Source organism: Anaerosolibacter sp., assembly GCF_029240175.1.
Lineage (GTDB): Bacteria > Bacillota > Clostridia > Peptostreptococcales > Thermotaleaceae > Anaerosolibacter.
In genome coordinates this window covers 1-16,695 of the sequence record NZ_JARBTM010000007.1, presented here as the reverse complement: position 1 = coordinate 16,695, position 16,695 = coordinate 1, and the positions used below count along the sequence as shown (strand labels likewise).

18 protein-coding genes and 1 pseudogene are annotated in these 16,695 nt (G+C 36.7%); 17 read left to right on the top strand and 2 right to left on the bottom strand.

The window, feature by feature from the left end:
• The first annotated feature begins 25 nt into the window (after positions 1-25).
• The 7 genes from K0R93_RS06590 to scpB all read left to right on the top strand — a co-directional run bounded on the left by K0R93_RS06590 (position 26) and on the right by scpB (position 6,923).
• Complete coding sequence (locus tag K0R93_RS06590; protein ID WP_300299213.1) at positions 26-1,195, top strand: phosphopentomutase; 1,170 nt, start codon at positions 26-28, stop codon at positions 1,193-1,195.
• A gap of 13 nt (positions 1,196-1,208) precedes the next feature.
• The gene (locus K0R93_RS06585; protein WP_300299211.1) at positions 1,209-2,042 is read left to right on the top strand and encodes a purine-nucleoside phosphorylase; all 834 of its coding nucleotides are present in this window, start codon (positions 1,209-1,211) and stop codon (positions 2,040-2,042) included.
• A complete protein-coding gene (locus tag K0R93_RS06580) occupies positions 2,042-2,860 on the top strand; it encodes a purine-nucleoside phosphorylase (protein WP_330685062.1) in 819 nt (272 codons plus the stop codon). The genes K0R93_RS06585 and K0R93_RS06580 overlap by 1 nt, the downstream gene beginning before the upstream one ends.
• The gene (locus tag K0R93_RS06575) at positions 2,860-4,185 is read left to right on the top strand and encodes a pyrimidine-nucleoside phosphorylase (protein ID WP_300299209.1); all 1,326 of its coding nucleotides are present in this window, start codon (positions 2,860-2,862) and stop codon (positions 4,183-4,185) included. The genes K0R93_RS06580 and K0R93_RS06575 overlap by 1 nt, the downstream gene beginning before the upstream one ends.
• 94 nt (positions 4,186-4,279) lie before the next feature.
• Positions 4,280-5,455 carry a D-alanyl-D-alanine carboxypeptidase family protein gene (locus K0R93_RS06570; protein WP_300299207.1) on the top strand — a complete coding sequence of 392 codons (1,176 nt, stop codon included), beginning with the start codon at positions 4,280-4,282 and terminating at the stop codon, positions 5,453-5,455.
• 153 nt (positions 5,456-5,608) lie between these two features.
• The gene (locus K0R93_RS06565) at positions 5,609-6,361 is read left to right on the top strand and encodes a segregation and condensation protein A (RefSeq protein ID WP_300299205.1); all 753 of its coding nucleotides are present in this window, start codon (positions 5,609-5,611) and stop codon (positions 6,359-6,361) included.
• A 4-nt stretch (positions 6,362-6,365) separates the two neighbouring features.
• Positions 6,366-6,923 carry an SMC-Scp complex subunit ScpB gene (gene scpB, locus K0R93_RS06560; RefSeq protein WP_300299203.1) on the top strand — a complete coding sequence of 186 codons (558 nt, stop codon included), beginning with the start codon at positions 6,366-6,368 and terminating at the stop codon, positions 6,921-6,923.
• Between the two features lie 21 nt (positions 6,924-6,944).
• Here scpB and speB read toward each other — a convergent pair whose 3' ends face one another.
• Together speB and speE are read right to left on the bottom strand one after the other, a co-directional pair.
• Positions 6,945-7,796, bottom strand: coding sequence for an agmatinase (gene speB, locus K0R93_RS06555; protein WP_300299201.1), 852 nt, complete (start codon positions 7,794-7,796; stop codon positions 6,945-6,947).
• Positions 7,783-8,637 (bottom strand): polyamine aminopropyltransferase, encoded by an 855-nt coding sequence (gene speE / locus K0R93_RS06550; protein WP_300299199.1) that lies wholly within the window; start codon positions 8,635-8,637, stop codon positions 7,783-7,785. The genes speB and speE overlap by 14 nt, the downstream gene beginning before the upstream one ends.
• Positions 8,638-8,986: 349 nt before the next feature.
• Between speE and K0R93_RS06545 the strand changes: the two genes are divergently transcribed.
• The 10 genes and pseudogenes from K0R93_RS06545 to K0R93_RS06500 form a co-directional block, all read left to right on the top strand.
• Complete coding sequence (locus K0R93_RS06545) at positions 8,987-9,649, top strand: DUF2953 domain-containing protein (protein ID WP_300299197.1); 663 nt, start codon at positions 8,987-8,989, stop codon at positions 9,647-9,649.
• Positions 9,630-10,079 carry a GerW family sporulation protein gene (ytfJ, locus tag K0R93_RS06540; RefSeq protein WP_300299195.1) on the top strand — a complete coding sequence of 150 codons (450 nt, stop codon included), beginning with the start codon at positions 9,630-9,632 and terminating at the stop codon, positions 10,077-10,079. The genes K0R93_RS06545 and ytfJ overlap by 20 nt, the downstream gene beginning before the upstream one ends.
• Positions 10,080-10,213: 134 nt before the next feature.
• On the top strand, positions 10,214-10,612 hold the full coding sequence (locus K0R93_RS06535; protein WP_300299193.1) for a MazG nucleotide pyrophosphohydrolase domain-containing protein: 399 nt from the start codon (positions 10,214-10,216) through the stop codon (positions 10,610-10,612).
• A gap of 91 nt (positions 10,613-10,703) precedes the next feature.
• A complete protein-coding gene (locus K0R93_RS06530; RefSeq protein WP_300299191.1) occupies positions 10,704-11,813 on the top strand; it encodes a D-alanyl-D-alanine carboxypeptidase family protein in 1,110 nt (369 codons plus the stop codon).
• Positions 11,814-11,952: 139 nt separating this feature from the next.
• The gene (locus K0R93_RS06525) at positions 11,953-12,927 is read left to right on the top strand and encodes a sulfide/dihydroorotate dehydrogenase-like FAD/NAD-binding protein (protein ID WP_300299189.1); all 975 of its coding nucleotides are present in this window, start codon (positions 11,953-11,955) and stop codon (positions 12,925-12,927) included.
• The gene (locus tag K0R93_RS06520) at positions 12,920-14,200 is read left to right on the top strand and encodes an FAD-dependent oxidoreductase (RefSeq protein ID WP_300299187.1); all 1,281 of its coding nucleotides are present in this window, start codon (positions 12,920-12,922) and stop codon (positions 14,198-14,200) included. Before K0R93_RS06525 ends, K0R93_RS06520 begins: the two co-directional genes overlap by 8 nt.
• 42 nt (positions 14,201-14,242) lie before the next feature.
• Positions 14,243-14,950 carry a pseudouridine synthase gene (locus K0R93_RS06515; protein WP_300299185.1) on the top strand — a complete coding sequence of 236 codons (708 nt, stop codon included), beginning with the start codon at positions 14,243-14,245 and terminating at the stop codon, positions 14,948-14,950.
• 159 nt (positions 14,951-15,109) lie between these two features.
• Complete coding sequence (locus tag K0R93_RS06510) at positions 15,110-15,574, top strand: GNAT family N-acetyltransferase (RefSeq protein ID WP_300299183.1); 465 nt, start codon at positions 15,110-15,112, stop codon at positions 15,572-15,574.
• Between the two features lie 18 nt (positions 15,575-15,592).
• On the top strand, positions 15,593-16,162 hold the full coding sequence (locus K0R93_RS06505) for a tRNA (mnm(5)s(2)U34)-methyltransferase (protein WP_300299181.1): 570 nt from the start codon (positions 15,593-15,595) through the stop codon (positions 16,160-16,162).
• A gap of 122 nt (positions 16,163-16,284) precedes the next feature.
• A pseudogene (locus K0R93_RS06500) lies at positions 16,285-16,695 on the top strand (oxaloacetate decarboxylase subunit alpha); the annotation flags it as partial.

The window sequence follows — 16,695 nt, the reverse complement described above, 5'->3', positions numbered from 1 at the left end:
ATAAAAACATGTAAGGAGGAGTCTGATGATTAATAGAGTCACAATTGTAGTTCTTGATAGTTTGGGAATCGGTGCATTGCCAGATTCGCCTGAGTATGGAGATTACAATGTAGATACTTTAGGTAACATTTCAAAAGTATGTCAAGGAATTCATCTTCCTAATTTAATACGGCTTGGTCTAGGTAATATTGAAGGCATCAAGGGTGTTGAAAGCATACAAGAACCTATAGGTTGTTTCGGAAAAGCAAACGAGGTATCGAAGGGAAAGGATACGATTACTGGACATTGGGAAATGACAGGACTTTATATTACAGAACCCTTTCAAACCTATCCAGATGGCTTTCCTTTAGAAATTATCCGCTGCTTCGAAGAAAAAATCGGAAAAAAAAGTTTGGGTAACAAAGCTGCCTCAGGTACTGAGATTATTGAAGCATTAGGTCAAGAACACATTGAAACAGGCTGCCCTATTGTTTATACATCTGCTGATAGTGTTTTTCAAATTGCCGCCCATGAGGAAATCGTTCCTTTGGATGAGCTTTACAAAATGTGTGAGATTGCTCGGAACTTACTAGTGGGAGAGCATCAGGTAGCTAGAGTAATCGCACGGCCATTTGCAGGTCAGCCTGGGAGCTTTGAAAGAACAGCAAATCGCAGAGATTATTCAATTTCACCAAATGGAACTACGATTCTTGATATTCTTGCCAATCATAATATGGAAGTGTATGCCATTGGCAAGATTGAGGATATCTTCAATGGGCAAGGTATTACAAAGGCAATTCATACCAAGGATAATATGGAAGGTGTCGATGAAACGATCAAGGCCCTTAGAGAGAATAGTAAAGGAATAATTTTTACAAATCTTGTTGATTTCGATGCTAAGTACGGTCATAGAAGGAATCCACAAGGATATAAAATTGCCCTTGAGGAATTTGACAAGAGGGTACCTGAATTGATAGAAGCGCTTCATGAAGATGATATTATTATTTTTACCGCAGACCATGGGAATGATCCAACTTACAGTGGTACAGATCATACTAGAGAATATATACCTATTGTCATTTATGGGCAAGCCGTTAAAAAATCTATAAATATAGGCACCAGAGACTCCTTTGCTGATATAGCAGCAACGATTGCTGATATTTTCCAGGTAAAAGGGTTACAATATGGCATCAGTTTTAAAGATTTAATATTTTAGAGGAGGATAGATTATGCAGAATCTACTCAGTAAGATTAATGAAGCAGTTCGTTATATTCAGCAGCAAACAGTTGTTTCTCCAAGGATTGGTTTGATTCTAGGCTCTGGTTTAGGATCATTAGCTGATGAAATTCAAGATTCCATACATATTCACTATTCGGATATCCCTAACTTTCCAATTTCTACGGTGAAAGGGCATGCAGGAAAGCTCGTACTTGGCAAACTCGAGGGCCACAGTGTGATTGCTATGCAGGGACGATTTCACTATTATGAAGGCTATTCTATGGAAGAGGTCACTTTTCCAGTTCGAGTAATGAAAGCCTTAGGTGTTGAAATCCTTATCGTTACCAATGCCGCCGGTGGTGTGAATACTGAATTCCAACCTGGTAATCTTATGATCATCCGTGATCATATAAACTGGGGATTTGATAATCCTCTTATCGGTAAAAATTTCGATGAGCTTGGTGTTCGCTTTCCTGATATTTCTCAAGTTTATGATAAGGAATTAATCGGACTTGCTTATCAGGCAGGGGATGAAATGGATCTAGTGTTAAAAGAAGGTGTTTATGCAATGTTTACAGGTCCTACGTACGAGACCCCTGCAGAGGTGAGAATGGCACGATTTTTAGGTGCTGATGCCGTTGGTATGTCCACAGTCCCAGAGGTCATTGTGGCAGCTCATAGTAAAATGAAGGTGTTAGGAATCTCTTGTATTACCAATATGGCTGCAGGCATTTTAGATCAACCATTGGATCATCATGAAGTTATTGAAACCGCAGATAAGGTAAGAAATGACTTTATCCTATTCATTAAGCGTTCTTTAATAAAGATGGGGAGGAATAAATAATGAAACAAAAAATATTTGAAGCAAGTGACTTTATAAAAAGTAGGATCGAAACAGCTCCAGAAATTGGACTTATTTTAGGTTCTGGTCTTGGGAGTCTTGCAAATGAAATAGAAAACCCTACCATTATACCCTATGACCAGATCCCCAATTTCCCTATTTCAACGGTAGAAGGCCATGAGGGTCAATTGGTTCTTGGGCAATTAGAAGGTAAAAGTGTCATTGCTATGCAGGGACGGTTCCATTTCTATGAAGGATATCCATTACAGGAGGTTACCTTCCCAGTACGGGTTATGAAAGAACTGGGAGTAAAAGTACTTGTTGTGACAAATGCGTGTGGAGGTATGAACCCAGATTTATACCCTGGAGCCCTTATGTTTATAGAGGATCACATCAACTTTACAGGAAGTAATCCTCTTATAGGTCCTAACGATGAAGATCTTGGACCAAGATTTCCTGATATGTCTACAGCCTATGATCGAGAGCTCATTAGCCTTGGACAGCAGGTGAGTGAAAAATTAGGAATCGAGACGAAGAAAGGTGTTTATGTTGCTATTAGTGGACCGAACTATATGTCCGCTGCAGAGTTAAAAATGTTACGAAAGTTTGGGGCAGATACTGTAGGTATGTCTACTGTTCCCGAAGTGATCGTAGCCCGTCATACAGGATTGCGTGTTTTAGGAATTTCATGTGTAACAGATATGGCCATTGCAGATACTTTAGAACCCCTCGAACATGAGCGTGTAGTTGAAATAGCAAATCAAACACGACCTAAATTTATTCGTCTTGTGAAAGGAATCCTGGGTGAGGTGAACATTTAATGAGAATATATGATATTATCTTGAAGAAAAGGAATGGCCATCCACTTACAAAGGATGAAATTAGCTACTTTATTCAAGAGTATACAAGGGGGAACATACCAGACTATCAGGCTGCCTCTCTGTTGATGGCAATATATTTCCAGAAAATGAATAAGGAAGAAACGGCCAATTTGACAGAAGCTATGATGAATTCTGGAGATGTGTTAGATTTGTCTAGAATCCATGGTATCAAAGTTGATAAGCACAGTACTGGTGGTGTGGGAGATACCACAACGCTGATTGTTGCACCTTTGGTTGCATCATGTAATGTTCCTGTAGCAAAGATGTCTGGAAGAGGACTCGGTCATACAGGGGGAACCATTGACAAGCTAGAATCTATAAAAGGGTTTCATGTAGAACTGACAAATGAACAATTTATTGGTAATGTTAATCAGCATAAAATTTCCGTTATTGGCCAGTCTGCCAATCTTGCCCCAGCAGATAAAAAATTATATGCCTTGAGGGACGTTACTGCTACTGTTGATAACCTATCCCTTATCGCCAGTAGTATTATGAGCAAAAAGCTAGCTGCTGGCTCAAATGCCATAATTCTCGATGTAAAAGTAGGCAGTGGTGCTTTTATGAAGGACTTGGAAAGTGGCATTGCATTAGCAAATGAAATGGTGGATATCGGTCATCATATGGGCAGAGAAACTGTAGCAATTCTAACAAGCATGGAACAACCTTTAGGATTTGCTATCGGAAACAGCCTTGAAATTGAAGAAGCTATTCAAACCCTTCAAGGATACGGCCCAGTAGATCTTACAGAATTGAGCATAACGTTGGCAAGCCATATGGTTCTATTGGCCAAGGAAGCTGCTGACATTGGTGCTGCCAGAGAGAAGGTAATGATGAAATTACAGTCGGGAGAAGCCTTGAATAAATTTAAAGAATTTGTAGAAGCGCAAGGTGGAGATCCTATGGTTATCACAGATACAAAGCTTCTTCCTCACGCTGCCTACAAAATGGATGTGGTTGCTCCAGAAAACGGTTATATTCAATCCATCCAAACTGATGATATGGGTGTCGCAGCCCTTGTTTTAGGGGCAGGTCGTGAGAATAAGGACTCACAGATAGACTTGTCCGCAGGAATTTTGATGCAGAAAAAAATTGGAGATTATATCTTAAAAGGTGAGGCCTATGCTACCTTGTATACAAATAAAAAGGACATGATAGAAAAAGCCAAAGATATCATCGTAAACGCAATTACCTTAACAAATGAGCCTGTAGATAAACCAAAGTTGATTAAAGCTATAGTTATGAAAGATCATGTAGAAATCATGTAATTTTTTACAGTGATGTATGAATGTCCTTCCTGTGCATAACGAAAGTAGTTGCTGGAAAAGCTAAAATTAACTTACAATGCAAGGAGGGCATGAGATGAAAGGAATATATAACAAGATCATCGTATCCATCATCTGTTTTACCTTGATTTTCAGTTCATTTTATATAATGGCCAGTGCGGAGGAATTCAATATTGATGCAAGGTCAGCAATCTTAATGGATGCTTCCACAGGTACAATATTATATGAAAAGAATATCCACGATAAGCTCCCACCAGCTAGCGTTACAAAGGTAATGACTATGCTTTTAACAATGGAAGCCTTAGATCAGAAGCAGATTGCTCTAGAAGATAAAGTTTTAATTAGTCAGCGATCTTCCAGTATGGGTGGAAGTCAGCTTTACTTAGAACCAGGTGAAGAAAAGACCATTGAGGAGCTGTTAAAAGGCATTTCTGTTGCATCTGCCAATGATGCATGTGTTGCTTTGGCTGAACATCTAAGTGGCACAGAAGAAATGTTTGTTAAACGGATGAATGAGCGCGCTAAGGAATTAGGTATGAATGATACTCAGTTTATGAATACCAATGGACTGCCGCAAGAAGGGCACTATACTAGTGCATATGATATTGCCATTATGTCGAAAGAGCTTCTAAAGTATCCTAAAATCCATGAGTGGCTTACAATATGGATGTCTACTATGAAAGTAGGACTTCCAGACAAAAAAATAACTACCTTAGAATTAACCAATACAAATAAGCTAATTAGAAGTTATCCTGGTGCTAATGGCATCAAGACAGGATTTACTTCAGATGCTATGTATTGTCTATCTGCTTCTGCTAGTAGAAACGGCTTAAATTTAATTGCTGTAATATTAGGCAGCCCCACCTCCCAAGTACGTTTTGAGGAAGCTAAAAAATTATTAAATTTCGGTTTTGCCACCTATAGTTCTGTACCGATCGTCAAAAAGAATCAAGTGGTTCAAGAAGTCACAGTAGAAAAGGGTAGAGAAGAGAAAGTAAATATTATCGCAAAAGACCAATTGAGCGCTCTTGTTAAAAAGGGTGATGAAAACAAGGTTCAAAAAGAGATAATATTACCTAAGAACATTAAAGCGCCATTGACTGCTGGACAAAAATTAGGTGAGATTGTATTAATGGTAGAAGGAAAAGAAATTCATCGCGTCGATCTAGTATCAGAAAAGGCGATTGAATCGGCTTCAGCCATTGATATGTTTGGTAAGATTATTCGTAAATCATTAAGATCAAAAAAATAGTTTAAAGGAGGTATTTGATATCAAATACCTCCTTTAACATTGTAGTAATACTTTTATACCCTTGGGAATAATCCCATCACATGGTGACATGAATTATGTTATAATAAAATGTGATGTCAATTTTCAATGAAATTTGTTAGGGGTAGATCTTTAATGACATATAATGTTAAGCTTGAAACCTTTGAGGGACCTTTCGATTTACTGTATCACCTCATTGAAAAAGCAGAAGTAGATATTTATAATATTCCAATTGCTCAAATCACTGACCAGTACATTCAATACATTCAAGATATGCAGAAATTCGATTTGGAAGTAACCAGTGAATTTCTCGTTATGGCGGCCACGCTAATAGAAATCAAGTCTAAAATGTTGCTTCCAAATAAGCACGAGGAACAACTGGCCATCGCCATCGATGAAATCGATCCAAGACAAGATTTGATTGCTCGACTTATCGAATATAAGAAATATAAAACTGCAGCTGAAGAATTTAAAAAGCGAGAAGATGTATTTAAAAAGATTTTTTATAAATCCCAAGAGCAACTTGATCAATACATCAAGTATGATGATATTGAGCTTGTGGAAATGGATTTAAACACGTTAATAAGCGCTTTTAATAAACTTCTTGAAAAAAGAAAAAATCATTCTAAACTGCAAGCTTATGTTGATGAGATTCAGCGAGACGAGGTGACTATTGAAGATAAAATTTCACAGATTCAACAATATCTCGAAATTCATCATGCTGTTGACTTTCATCATTTGTTTTCCGATTCTTGCTCTAAAAGTGAAATTGTCGTAACTTTTTTGGCATTACTTGAATTGATTAAACTAAATTTTTTAACAGTCCAGCAGAGTAGAATCTTCGATAAAATCATTATAAAGAAAATTGATTCAGTAAATGGGGTGTAATTTTATGGAAGATAAAGAGATTCAATCAATTATAGAATCCTTACTATTTATCTGGGGAGATCCTTTAAACGTAAAGAATATTTCTGAAGTTTTAGATTTTCCTCCGGAGTTTATTCGAAAAACGATTTTAGATTTAAAGAAACAATATGAGGCGGAAGATAGAGGCCTTCAAATTATTGAGATCAACAATAGTTTTCAGTTATGTACCAATACAAAGCACTACGATTATATACAGAAATTGTGTACGCCCACTCAAAATAAAGGACTTACTCAAGCTGCTCTTGAGGTATTAGCAATTATTGCTTACAAACAACCTATTACAAGACATGAGGTGGAAGGGATTCGTGGTGTAAAAAGCGATAAAGCCATTAGTACTTTGCTAGACAAAGAACTTATTTTAGAAAAAGGCAGATTAGAGAAAACTGGCCGACCTATTTTATATGGTACAACCGAGACCTTTCTAAAGGCCTTTGGACTTAGTTGTCTAGAGGATCTTCCTGCCATCGAGGATTTTGAGAAGTTGGATTTTGATGAGAATGAAATAAATAAAACCGATGAATGATGACATTCATCGGTTTTTTTGCTATAGAATCAACATTAATTCTCTCATGATCTTTGATGCTACAGCTGTTGAAACCCCAGTAGGATCATAGTCTGGCGCAAGTTCAACAACATCAGCGCCTACAATATTGAGTCCATCTAATGTTTTTAAAATATTTAACATATCCTGAAATGAAATACCACCTGGTTCTGGCGTACCTGTTCCAGGGAATATTGAAGGATCTAATATATCTAAATCAATAGTAACATACACAGGCTTGTCCTTTACTTTTTCCACAACTTCAGCCAGTTTATCATAACCGAACTTATTAATAAAAGTATGTCCTTCTTTTTCAGCCCAGTAGAATTCATCCTTTAGACCAGAACGAATACCGAATTGGTAAATTCTGTTATCTCCAAGGAAGTTCCATATTTGCTTGATAACGGTAGCATGGGATAATTCCTCACCCATGTAATCACCACGGAGGTCTGTATGGGCATCGAAATGAAGTATTACTAAATCCTTGTGCTTTTCATACATAGCCTTAACCACAGGAAGGGTAACAAGATGCTCTCCACCAATCATTAATGGCTTTTTATTATTATTTACTAAATACTGAGCATATTCTTGGATAGAATCTAACACCGCATACTTATTTCCGAAAATAAGATCAATATCTCCAGCATCGTGAACATTATGATCTTCTAAATCACGATCTAGATAAGGGCTATAGGTTTCTAGTCCATAGGAATCAATTCTTATTTTATTCGGTGCAAATCTTGAACCTGGTCTATAGGAGCATGTACCATCGAAGGGAGCACCGAAGATTACCACTTCACTTTCTTCAAAGGACTTCTCGCATCCTATAAAACAATATCTATTAAAGAGCTCCATTCTCAATCTTCTCCTTTACATAATTCGGAAGGGCAAAGCATCCTTTGTGAAGGTCTGTATTGTAATACTTTGTTTTAATTCCAAGTTGATTCCAGTCAGACTCTTTTAAATCTTGCGTTGGATGGAATTTTTTAGAAGCAAAGTTAAATAACCAGTACCCCCCTGGATAGGTTGGAATGTTGGCTTGATATACATGAACTATCGGAAACATTTTCTTAAGCTTTTTGTTAGAGCTGATACCTACTTCAAAAAACTTTTCATATACTGGCGTTTCATTTTGATTGATTAAGATACCATCTTCCGTTAGTGCTTTATAGCAATTGTTGTAAAAGTCAGTAGTAAATAAGCCTTCACCAGGTCCTATTGGATCAGTAGAATCAATGAGTATTAAGTCATATACACGCTCTTTACCTTGAATAAATTTAATACCATCCTCATAAAGAACTGTAACTCTAGGATTATCGACTTCACATGACACTGCTGGGAAGTATTTTCTAGAAGCATCTACAACCAGTTTATCAATTTCAACCATATCTACATGTTTAATGCTTGGATATTTCATTAGTTCTCGAACTGTGCCACCATCGCCGCCGCCAATTACTAGAACATTTTCTACGTTTGGATTTACTGCCATGGAAATATGTACAATCATATCATGATAAACAAACTCATCTTTTTCTGTAACCATTACGAGCCCATCCAGGGTCATTAGTTTTCCATATTCATGGGTATCTAAAATATCAAGCTTTTGAAATTCACTTTCTCCAGAAAACAAGTGCTCTTTTACCCTCAAAGAAAATCTAACATCATCCGTATGTTCTTCAGTATACCAAAATTCCATATTACATTCCTCCTTAGCAATTTATATGTTTTACATAAATAAAGATGGGAATCCTGCTCCCACCTTTATATTTAATTGTTGATCTAGTGAAATCCAAGAAGCTTTATTTTGGTTATAAATATTTCATCAAAGTATTTATCTCTCTTGTATTAAATATAACCATTTTTTGATCTTTTAATCTTTCACTTTACACATATTAAATATAAACTAAATAATTAAAATGTCAATGTTTTTTTCAAACTTTAAACCGAATCCAATGGAAATCTGTAGGTGTTTAATGATATGGGGTTTATTTTTCTTTGTTATTGGAAAAAATATACACTGTAAGAGAGTGAGTGAGGTGAAATTTTTGTATATCTTTTTATGGATATTTGCAATTCTTGTTGTTTTTTTTATAATTATCATGTTTACTTCTGTTATGGTAGAATTACAAATTTTAAAAGATAAAACAAACGATGAAATTGTCTTTCATGTTAAGGCGCTTTTTGGGCTTATTCATTACAAGTTGGAGCTACCCTTATTAGATCTTGTAGAGAAAAAGGATGGAAAATTCTCTTTGGAAGTTGATGGGGAAATTGAGTCAGAAAAGTCAAAGAAACTCATGCAAGAAAAAGAACAACTCTTCAGCTTATCTCAAATACAAGAAATACAAGACAAAACTGCAAAGCTTTATCATCAATATTACGATGTGCTTAATTATATTCGAAAAAAAGTATGTATATGTAATCTAGAATGGGAGACAGAATTTGGAACTGGAGATGCTGCGGTCACAGGGATTCTTTCAGGTGTATTTTGGGGAATCAAAGGTAATCTTTTTACAATTATGAAGCATCATACATACGCTGAACATATTTCTTTTAAAATCGTTCCTTATTTTGATAAGGAACTGTTCAAGACATATCTTCACTGTATAATTAAACTAAAAATAGGCTATGCTATAATTGCAACAGCAAAAACTGCATATCTATATTTAAAACGAGGTGATAAACAAAATGTCAAATCATCCAATTGAAGCCCTAATGCGAACTACAATGGAAAGCTTAAAAGATATGGTAGATGTAAATACAATAGTAGGAGATCCTGTGGAAACACCAGATGGTACAGTGATAATACCCATATCTAGAGTTTCTTTCGGTTTTGCCTCAGGCGGTGGAGAATACACAGCCACAACAAATGGTAAAGGCGATGAAGCAGGTGATAAATTAGATAAGCTTCCTTTCGCCGGAGGAACAGGTGCTGGAGTATCAGTACAACCAGTAGCTTTTATGGTCGTAGGAAATGGGCATATGAAACTTTTACCAGTAGATCAGAATGCTACAATGGTAGATAGTATCATTAATTTCACACCAAAGCTATTAGACAAGCTCCAAGCTATGAGTGAAAGAAGAAGTGAAAACAAATCTAAAAAAATAGAAGTTGAAAAGGAAATCATTATTGAATAAGAGCGATTATCATCGCTCTTTATTTTATATTGTTTCGTTTAAATAGTAGAATGGTAGATTGAAAGAATGAAGAAGGAAGTATACAATATAGATATAATATGTTTTATAGGAATATTCTAAAGGAGGTACACACCTTGGATATTAAGGATGCCGTAGAGCTTATATGGAACAATAGAAAATACATAACAGATGATCCCAAAAAAACCATAAGTCACTTAAATGAAGAAGTAGCTGAGTCTATGAAAGCTCTAATGAAAGGGGATAATGACAAAGCTCGTCGCGAACTTGAAGATGCTCTATCTTGCCTCTTTATTGCTTTAAAGGTTATGGATGTGGATATTGAAAAAGCTATACATAGCCAAATTCAGCAAATGAAGAAAAGAAATGAAAAATACATGATTATAAAAAAGGACAAAGTAGAAATCTTTGTAAATGACATTTTAAAGGGCGGTTGGTCCATATGGAGTGAAGAAGATTTAAAAGAAGCCGAGAAGTTAGCAAAAGAATTTGGGTGTGAGATTATAACTGAGTAAATAGATACTCCATTATTTTTGTTCCTTCGTATGAATTTCTTTTATTTAGAAAATACTATACAGGAATGACTTTAATAAATGGAGTGATAAAATGAAGAAATCCTTTCTATCAATTCTATTAATCACGTTCATATGCTTTCAAATCTCATTTTTTTCAGTATATGGGGAAGGGCCAAGTATTTCTGCATCTAGTGCCGTTGTTATGGATGTTCAAACAGGCAGAATCCTGTACGCTAAAAACATTCATGCAAAAAAACCAATGGCGAGCACCACAAAAATTATGACAGCTTTATTGGCCCTTGAAAATTCTTCGCCTGAAACAATAGTCAAAGTTCCGCGACAGGCGGTGGGTGTTGAGGGGTCATCCATATATTTGCAATATGACGAAAACATAAATATGGAAGATCTTGTGTACGGTCTTATGCTTCGCTCCGGCAACGACTCAGCAGTTGCTATTGCCAATCATGTTGCAGGATCTGTAGATGAGTTCAGTAAACTAATGAATCGCCGTTCGAAGGAACTAGGTGCCAATAATACAAATTTTGTGAATCCCCATGGACTTCATGATGATCAGCATTATACGACAGCTTATGACTTGGCATTGATTAGTAGGAAAGCTCTACTAAATAAAGAATTTAAGAAAATTGTTTCTACGAAGTTATGGACTGCAGATAGAGAAGGTTTTAAGTATTTCTACAATAAGAATAAAACCCTGACGCAATATGAGGGTGGCGATGGTGTTAAAACAGGATTCACAAAAAAATCCGGAAGATGTCTAGTGACATCTGCTACAAGGAACGGTATGCAGCTTGTTACAGTAGTTTTAAATGCACCAAACTGGTTTCAAGATAGTTATCACCTTCTTGATTATGCATTTGATCAATACAAACCCTATGATATTGTTAAACAAGATGCATATTTAAAATTTATTTCTGTTAAAGACGGAAAAAAATCTGAAACCGCTGTTATCGCAAAAGAAAATGTTATTATTCCCGTTACGGAAGAAGAAAAAGATAAAGTGGCTTCAGTTATAGAAGTTGATGAAGTTATAGAAGCTCCAGTTACTAGAAACACGAAAATTGGTAAATTAAAAGTCTTTCTTGATGGTAAGCTAATATATACGACGGATTTATATACCCGTGAAGACATTGAAAGAAAAGATTTTAAAGACAAAATTGTTGACTTCATTCAAGGTAATTAATTTACGAAAGAATAACTATAATCAAGTATAGTTATTCTTTTTTCTTATTCATGTTATACAGTTAGATATGTCACACTTTTCCCTATTCAGAAATACCCTATTATTATAGGGTTTTATGCTTAATAAGGAGGGGTGCAGTTTGTCAAAAAATAAAATCGTAACTTGTATAGATGCTGGCAGTGAATACTGCCCATGTTATCTGGCCGAAAGTGATGAATGTATTACCTGTTCTCAACTGCAAGGCAATAGTTTTTGTGATTGCAATTGGTCAGGTGTATGCATCTATCAAGAGTACGCTTGGTGCGGAATGAAAAAAAAGACGCCCCGTGAAGCCATTGAGTCAGAAATTATCGAAAGAAAACAAATTGGCGATGATGTTCTTGTATTAAGGATTGGGGTGTCAAAAACCTTAGCAAGACAGTTAAAACAGCCGGGATCTTATGTGTTTTTAAGGCATCCTGAAAAACCAATGATTTTTGATGTTCCTATGTCAATCATGGCCGCCGATGCTGAAAAAGGTGAAATAGCCATTGCTATTCATATCTTAGGGGTAAAAACAAAATCACTTCTGGCGTGTGATGATAAGATTCTGTTAAAAGGTCCTTATTGGAATGGTCTTATCGGATATAAAGATTTGAAAAATGTAACAAATCAGAATGTACTGGTTATTGGCAGAGGTATCGCTTTAGCTCCTGCAATCCTTGCTATCCAATATTTGCTTCATAATAAAAATAAGGTTACTTTTATTATTGATCAAGGAAGAACAGGCTCAGCGTTTATCAATGAATCTATCGCTGCATTAGAAATAGATCGACATTACTTAAACCTTCGTTCTACAGGCGGCCTTGAAAAACTGAATCAAATTCTAGCTGAAGGAACCTATAGTTTGGTATACAGCGGTGGTTCTGACTTTTTACATGAGGTTATTAAAGACCGGTTGAGCCGTTTAGGCCGACCTGTTAAAATGGTAGCCATTAATAATCATGAACTATGCTGTGGTGAGGGTGTATGTGGATCCTGTACGGCACGCACCCTAAACGGTCAAAGAGTAAAAATGTGTAAATCTCAAATAGATATTGAAGAGATGATTGAAGGGGGAAATTGCAATGGCTGATGTTGTAGTAATAGGTGGTGGTTGGGCAGGAGTTGCAGCAGCTATTACTGCCAAAAAAGCTGGAGCACACGTTACGATTATCGAAAGAATGGATATTCTTCTTGGCCTTGGTAATGTAGGGGGAATCATGCGCAATAATGGACGATTTACCGCTGCAGAAGAATGTGCCCTGCTGGGAGGAGGAGAATTATTCGCGGTAACAGATCGTGCATCACGGCATGCAGGCATAGATTTTCCAGGCCATACCCATGCGAGTCTGTATGACGTATGTAAAGTAGAGCCCATGGTTCGGGAATTATTACAAGAAATGGGCATTGAGCTCCGATTAAGATCAAGGGCGGTAGACGTTAAAAAGAATAATGATAAGATAGAAGGGATCACTTTATACAATGGGGAAATTATAGAAGGAGATGTATTTATTGAAACCACGGGATCTACGGGTCCCATGGGTAATTGCTTGAAATATGGCAATGGCTGTGCCATGTGCATTTTAAGATGTCCATCCTTTGGCCCTAGGGTAAGCTTATGTCAAAAAGCTGGTGTAGAGGATATCTTAGGCAAAAGGAGTGATGGGTCTTATGGCGCATTTAGCGGATCATGCAAGTTAAATAAGGACTCCCTAAGTCCATCCCTTGTCCATGAACTCAATGAAAAAGGTGTTGTTGTACTACCCGTTCCAAGTGAAGACATAAATCTAAAAAAATTGGAGATGAAAGTGTGCCAGCAATATGCACTAAAAGAGTATGCTGAAAATATTATTCTTCTTGATACAGGCCATGCAAAGCTTATGGCTCCGTTCTATCCCCTAGATAAGCTGCGCAGTATACCAGGATTAGAAAATGCTAGATATGAAGATCCCTATGCTGGCGGAGTTGGGAATTCTGTCAGATATCTATCCATAGCTCCTAGGAGTAACAGTATGAAAGTCTTAGGCCTTGACAATATGCTGTGTGCTGGGGAAAAATCCGGACTTTTTGTGGGTCATACAGAAGCCATTGTTACAGGCAGCCTTGCAGGTCATAATAGTGTCCGCTTAGTGAAGGGCATGCAGCTCCTTGAATTACCAGTGAACTTAGCTTGTGGGGATCTTATAGCCTTCGCCAATGAGCGGATTCAAACTGAAGAAGGATTAAAAACACGATATACGTTTGCAGGTGCAGACTATTTTCAACGGATGAAAGATTTGGATCTTTATATTACAGACCAAACAAAATTAAAGGCGAAAATCGAAAGAATGAATTTACTAAATATATTTCATGAAAAGTTAGTATAAAATATATAATATAGCTAGCAAATGAAAAAGGAGTTGTTTGGATTGAGATTGCAAAAATATATTGCCTTATCCGGTGTAGCTTCAAGACGAAAGGCAGAAGAACTTATTCAGGCTGGTCGTGTAAAAGTGAATGATGTTACTATCTCAGAGATGGGTGTCAATATCAATCCAGACGTAGATCATGTAACTGTCGACAATAAACCGATTCGCGTTGAAGATAAAAAAATTTACATTATGCTGCATAAGCCTGAAGGATATGTGACAACGGTAACTGACCAGTTTAATCGTCCAACCGTTATTGATCTCATTCAGGATATTCAAGAAAGAATTTATCCCGTTGGTCGTCTAGATTATGATACCTCCGGATTACTGCTCATGACAAATGATGGCGACCTAACATATCAATTAACCCATCCGAAGCACGAAATTTCTAAGACATATATTACAACTGTCAAAGGTCAGCTGAATGAAAAGGAGCAGAATCGTTTCAAATGCGGTATTGATATAGGCGGGTATACTACAGCGCCAGCTGAGCTCGAAGTATTAAAAGTAGATCGTTCTTTTTCAACGATAAAAGTAATTATTCGTGAGGGGAAAAATAGGCAGATAAGAAAAATGTTCGATGTATTAAATCATCCAGTTATAACACTCAAAAGGATTGCCATGGGCAATCTAGATATAGCTCAGCTTCCTAAAGGGAAATGGAGACATTTATCACCGGAAGAGGTTGCTTATTTGAAATTACTTTAAAATATTTGAAAAAGTCTATCAAATTTGATAGACTTTTTCATGTCTCATAAGTGCCAATATATTAAAGCGCGCTTTGCGTTCTTGATAGGTTCATGAACAAATGCTTTCACCGAAAAAAAATGGGTATAATAATTATAAAATGTAAAGGAGCGAAAATATTTGCTTACCATAAAAAATGCAATGAAAGAAGATATACTTCATATTGAAAATCTAGGGGATTGTTCCCCTTTGCATGGCATTGAGTTGCAAGATATCTTGGAAAACACTATGGTTGCCTATGAAGGTAATATTCCACTGGCTGCTGCAGGCTATGCGTCATTCGGCTCTATTGCCGTACTCCGTTTTGTTATTGTACATAAAGAACATCAGCGTGAATACCTTGGAGATGGGATTGTGAAAGCGCTCTTAAATTTGGCCGATAAAAGAGGTATTGAATTAATGCTGGTTGATACCCAGCATTGCACAGAATTCTTCGCAAAGGTAGGCTTTCAAGAATTAGATGAAGATCAAAAAAGTGACGTGAATATCAGCCAAGTTATTAATAACAACCTTAATGCTTATCATAAACTTTTTGCTGCAAAACTGCCTGATTTCTTTTTAAAAGCATGTAGATCAAATAAGTAATTTAAGTGAGGTATGTTGATGGGATCAAAATTTCTAACGAATGCTACAAATCTTTCCAAGCATATAGTTTCCCAAGTCGTAAAGGCTGGTGATTGTGTCATAGATGCAACTATGGGAAACGGCAATGATACATTATTCCTTCGAAAATTGGTTGGATCAAGTGGAAAAGTATTCGCTTTTGACATCCAAACTACAGCAATCAATAATACAAAAGCATTGCTTATGGTTCATGGCCTTCACGATTCAGTTGAACTTATACATGGAGGTCACGAAGACATGGATTTATATGTCCATGAAAACATAGCTGCTGCAATGTTTAATCTTGGATTTTTACCGAAGGGAGATCACCAGATTATTACAAATCCCCAAACCACCATTCAGGCCATTGAAAAGGCACTGCTGCTCCTTTTGCCGAACGGTATTATAACCATCTCCATATATTATGGACATGAGGGAGGGCTAGCTGAAAAGGATGCAGTTCTTCGTTTTGTCGAAGGACTTAATCAGCGTGAGTTTAGCGTCTTAAAACTTGATTTTATAAATCAGAAAAATTGTCCGCCAGTTTTGATAGCCATAGAAAAGCGTTAAGCTAAATCTATATTTCAGAACCAGGAAAAGGTTTGCAGTGACTATAAAAATTTTGTTATATGTTGCCCATAATAAGTGCTTTATTTGCATACTCAAATTTATAAATTACAAGGAGGAGTACAATGACAAAAATAAGAATTACTGAGACAGTTCTTAGAGATGCCCATCAATCTTTGGTTGCTACGAGAATGAAAACACAAGAGATGACACCGATTTTGGAGACCCTTGACAAAGTGGGTTATCATTCCCTTGAAATGTGGGGCGGAGCTACCTTTGATTCATCCTTAAGGTTTTTAAGCGAAGATCCATGGGAAAGATTACGATTGATCCGAAAAACCGTAAAAAATACAAAGCTTCAAATGCTGCTAAGGGGCCAAAATCTCCTTGGATACAAGCACTATGCCGATGATGTGGTTTCTGAGTTTGTAAAAAGGGCCATCGCCAACGGCATTGACATCATTCGAATCTTTGATGCCCTAAATGATGTAAGAAATCTAGAAGTTGCTTTAAAGACTACGAAAAAAGAGGGTGGC

What these genes read in the sequence shown, in the direction of transcription:
- K0R93_RS06590 (WP_300299213.1), top strand. Translation starts at nt 26, where the DNA reads ATGATTAATAGAGTCACAATTGTAGTTCTTGATAGTTTGGGAATCGGT.
- K0R93_RS06585 (WP_300299211.1), top strand. Translation starts at nt 1,209, where the DNA reads ATGCAGAATCTACTCAGTAAGATTAATGAAGCAGTTCGTTATATTCAG.
- K0R93_RS06580 (WP_330685062.1), top strand. Translation starts at nt 2,042, where the DNA reads ATGAAACAAAAAATATTTGAAGCAAGTGACTTTATAAAAAGTAGGATC.
- K0R93_RS06575 (WP_300299209.1), top strand. Translation starts at nt 2,860, where the DNA reads ATGAGAATATATGATATTATCTTGAAGAAAAGGAATGGCCATCCACTT.
- K0R93_RS06570 (WP_300299207.1), top strand. Translation starts at nt 4,280, where the DNA reads ATGAAAGGAATATATAACAAGATCATCGTATCCATCATCTGTTTTACC.
- K0R93_RS06565 (WP_300299205.1), top strand. Translation starts at nt 5,609, where the DNA reads ATGACATATAATGTTAAGCTTGAAACCTTTGAGGGACCTTTCGATTTA.
- scpB (WP_300299203.1), top strand. Translation starts at nt 6,366, where the DNA reads ATGGAAGATAAAGAGATTCAATCAATTATAGAATCCTTACTATTTATC.
- speB (WP_300299201.1), bottom strand. Translation starts at nt 7,796, where the DNA reads ATGGAGCTCTTTAATAGATATTGTTTTATAGGATGCGAGAAGTCCTTT.
- speE (WP_300299199.1), bottom strand. Translation starts at nt 8,637, where the DNA reads ATGGAATTTTGGTATACTGAAGAACATACGGATGATGTTAGATTTTCT.
- ytfJ (WP_300299195.1), top strand. Translation starts at nt 9,630, where the DNA reads ATGTCAAATCATCCAATTGAAGCCCTAATGCGAACTACAATGGAAAGC.
- K0R93_RS06530 (WP_300299191.1), top strand. Translation starts at nt 10,704, where the DNA reads ATGAAGAAATCCTTTCTATCAATTCTATTAATCACGTTCATATGCTTT.
- K0R93_RS06520 (WP_300299187.1), top strand. Translation starts at nt 12,920, where the DNA reads ATGGCTGATGTTGTAGTAATAGGTGGTGGTTGGGCAGGAGTTGCAGCA.
- K0R93_RS06505 (WP_300299181.1), top strand. Translation starts at nt 15,593, where the DNA reads ATGGGATCAAAATTTCTAACGAATGCTACAAATCTTTCCAAGCATATA.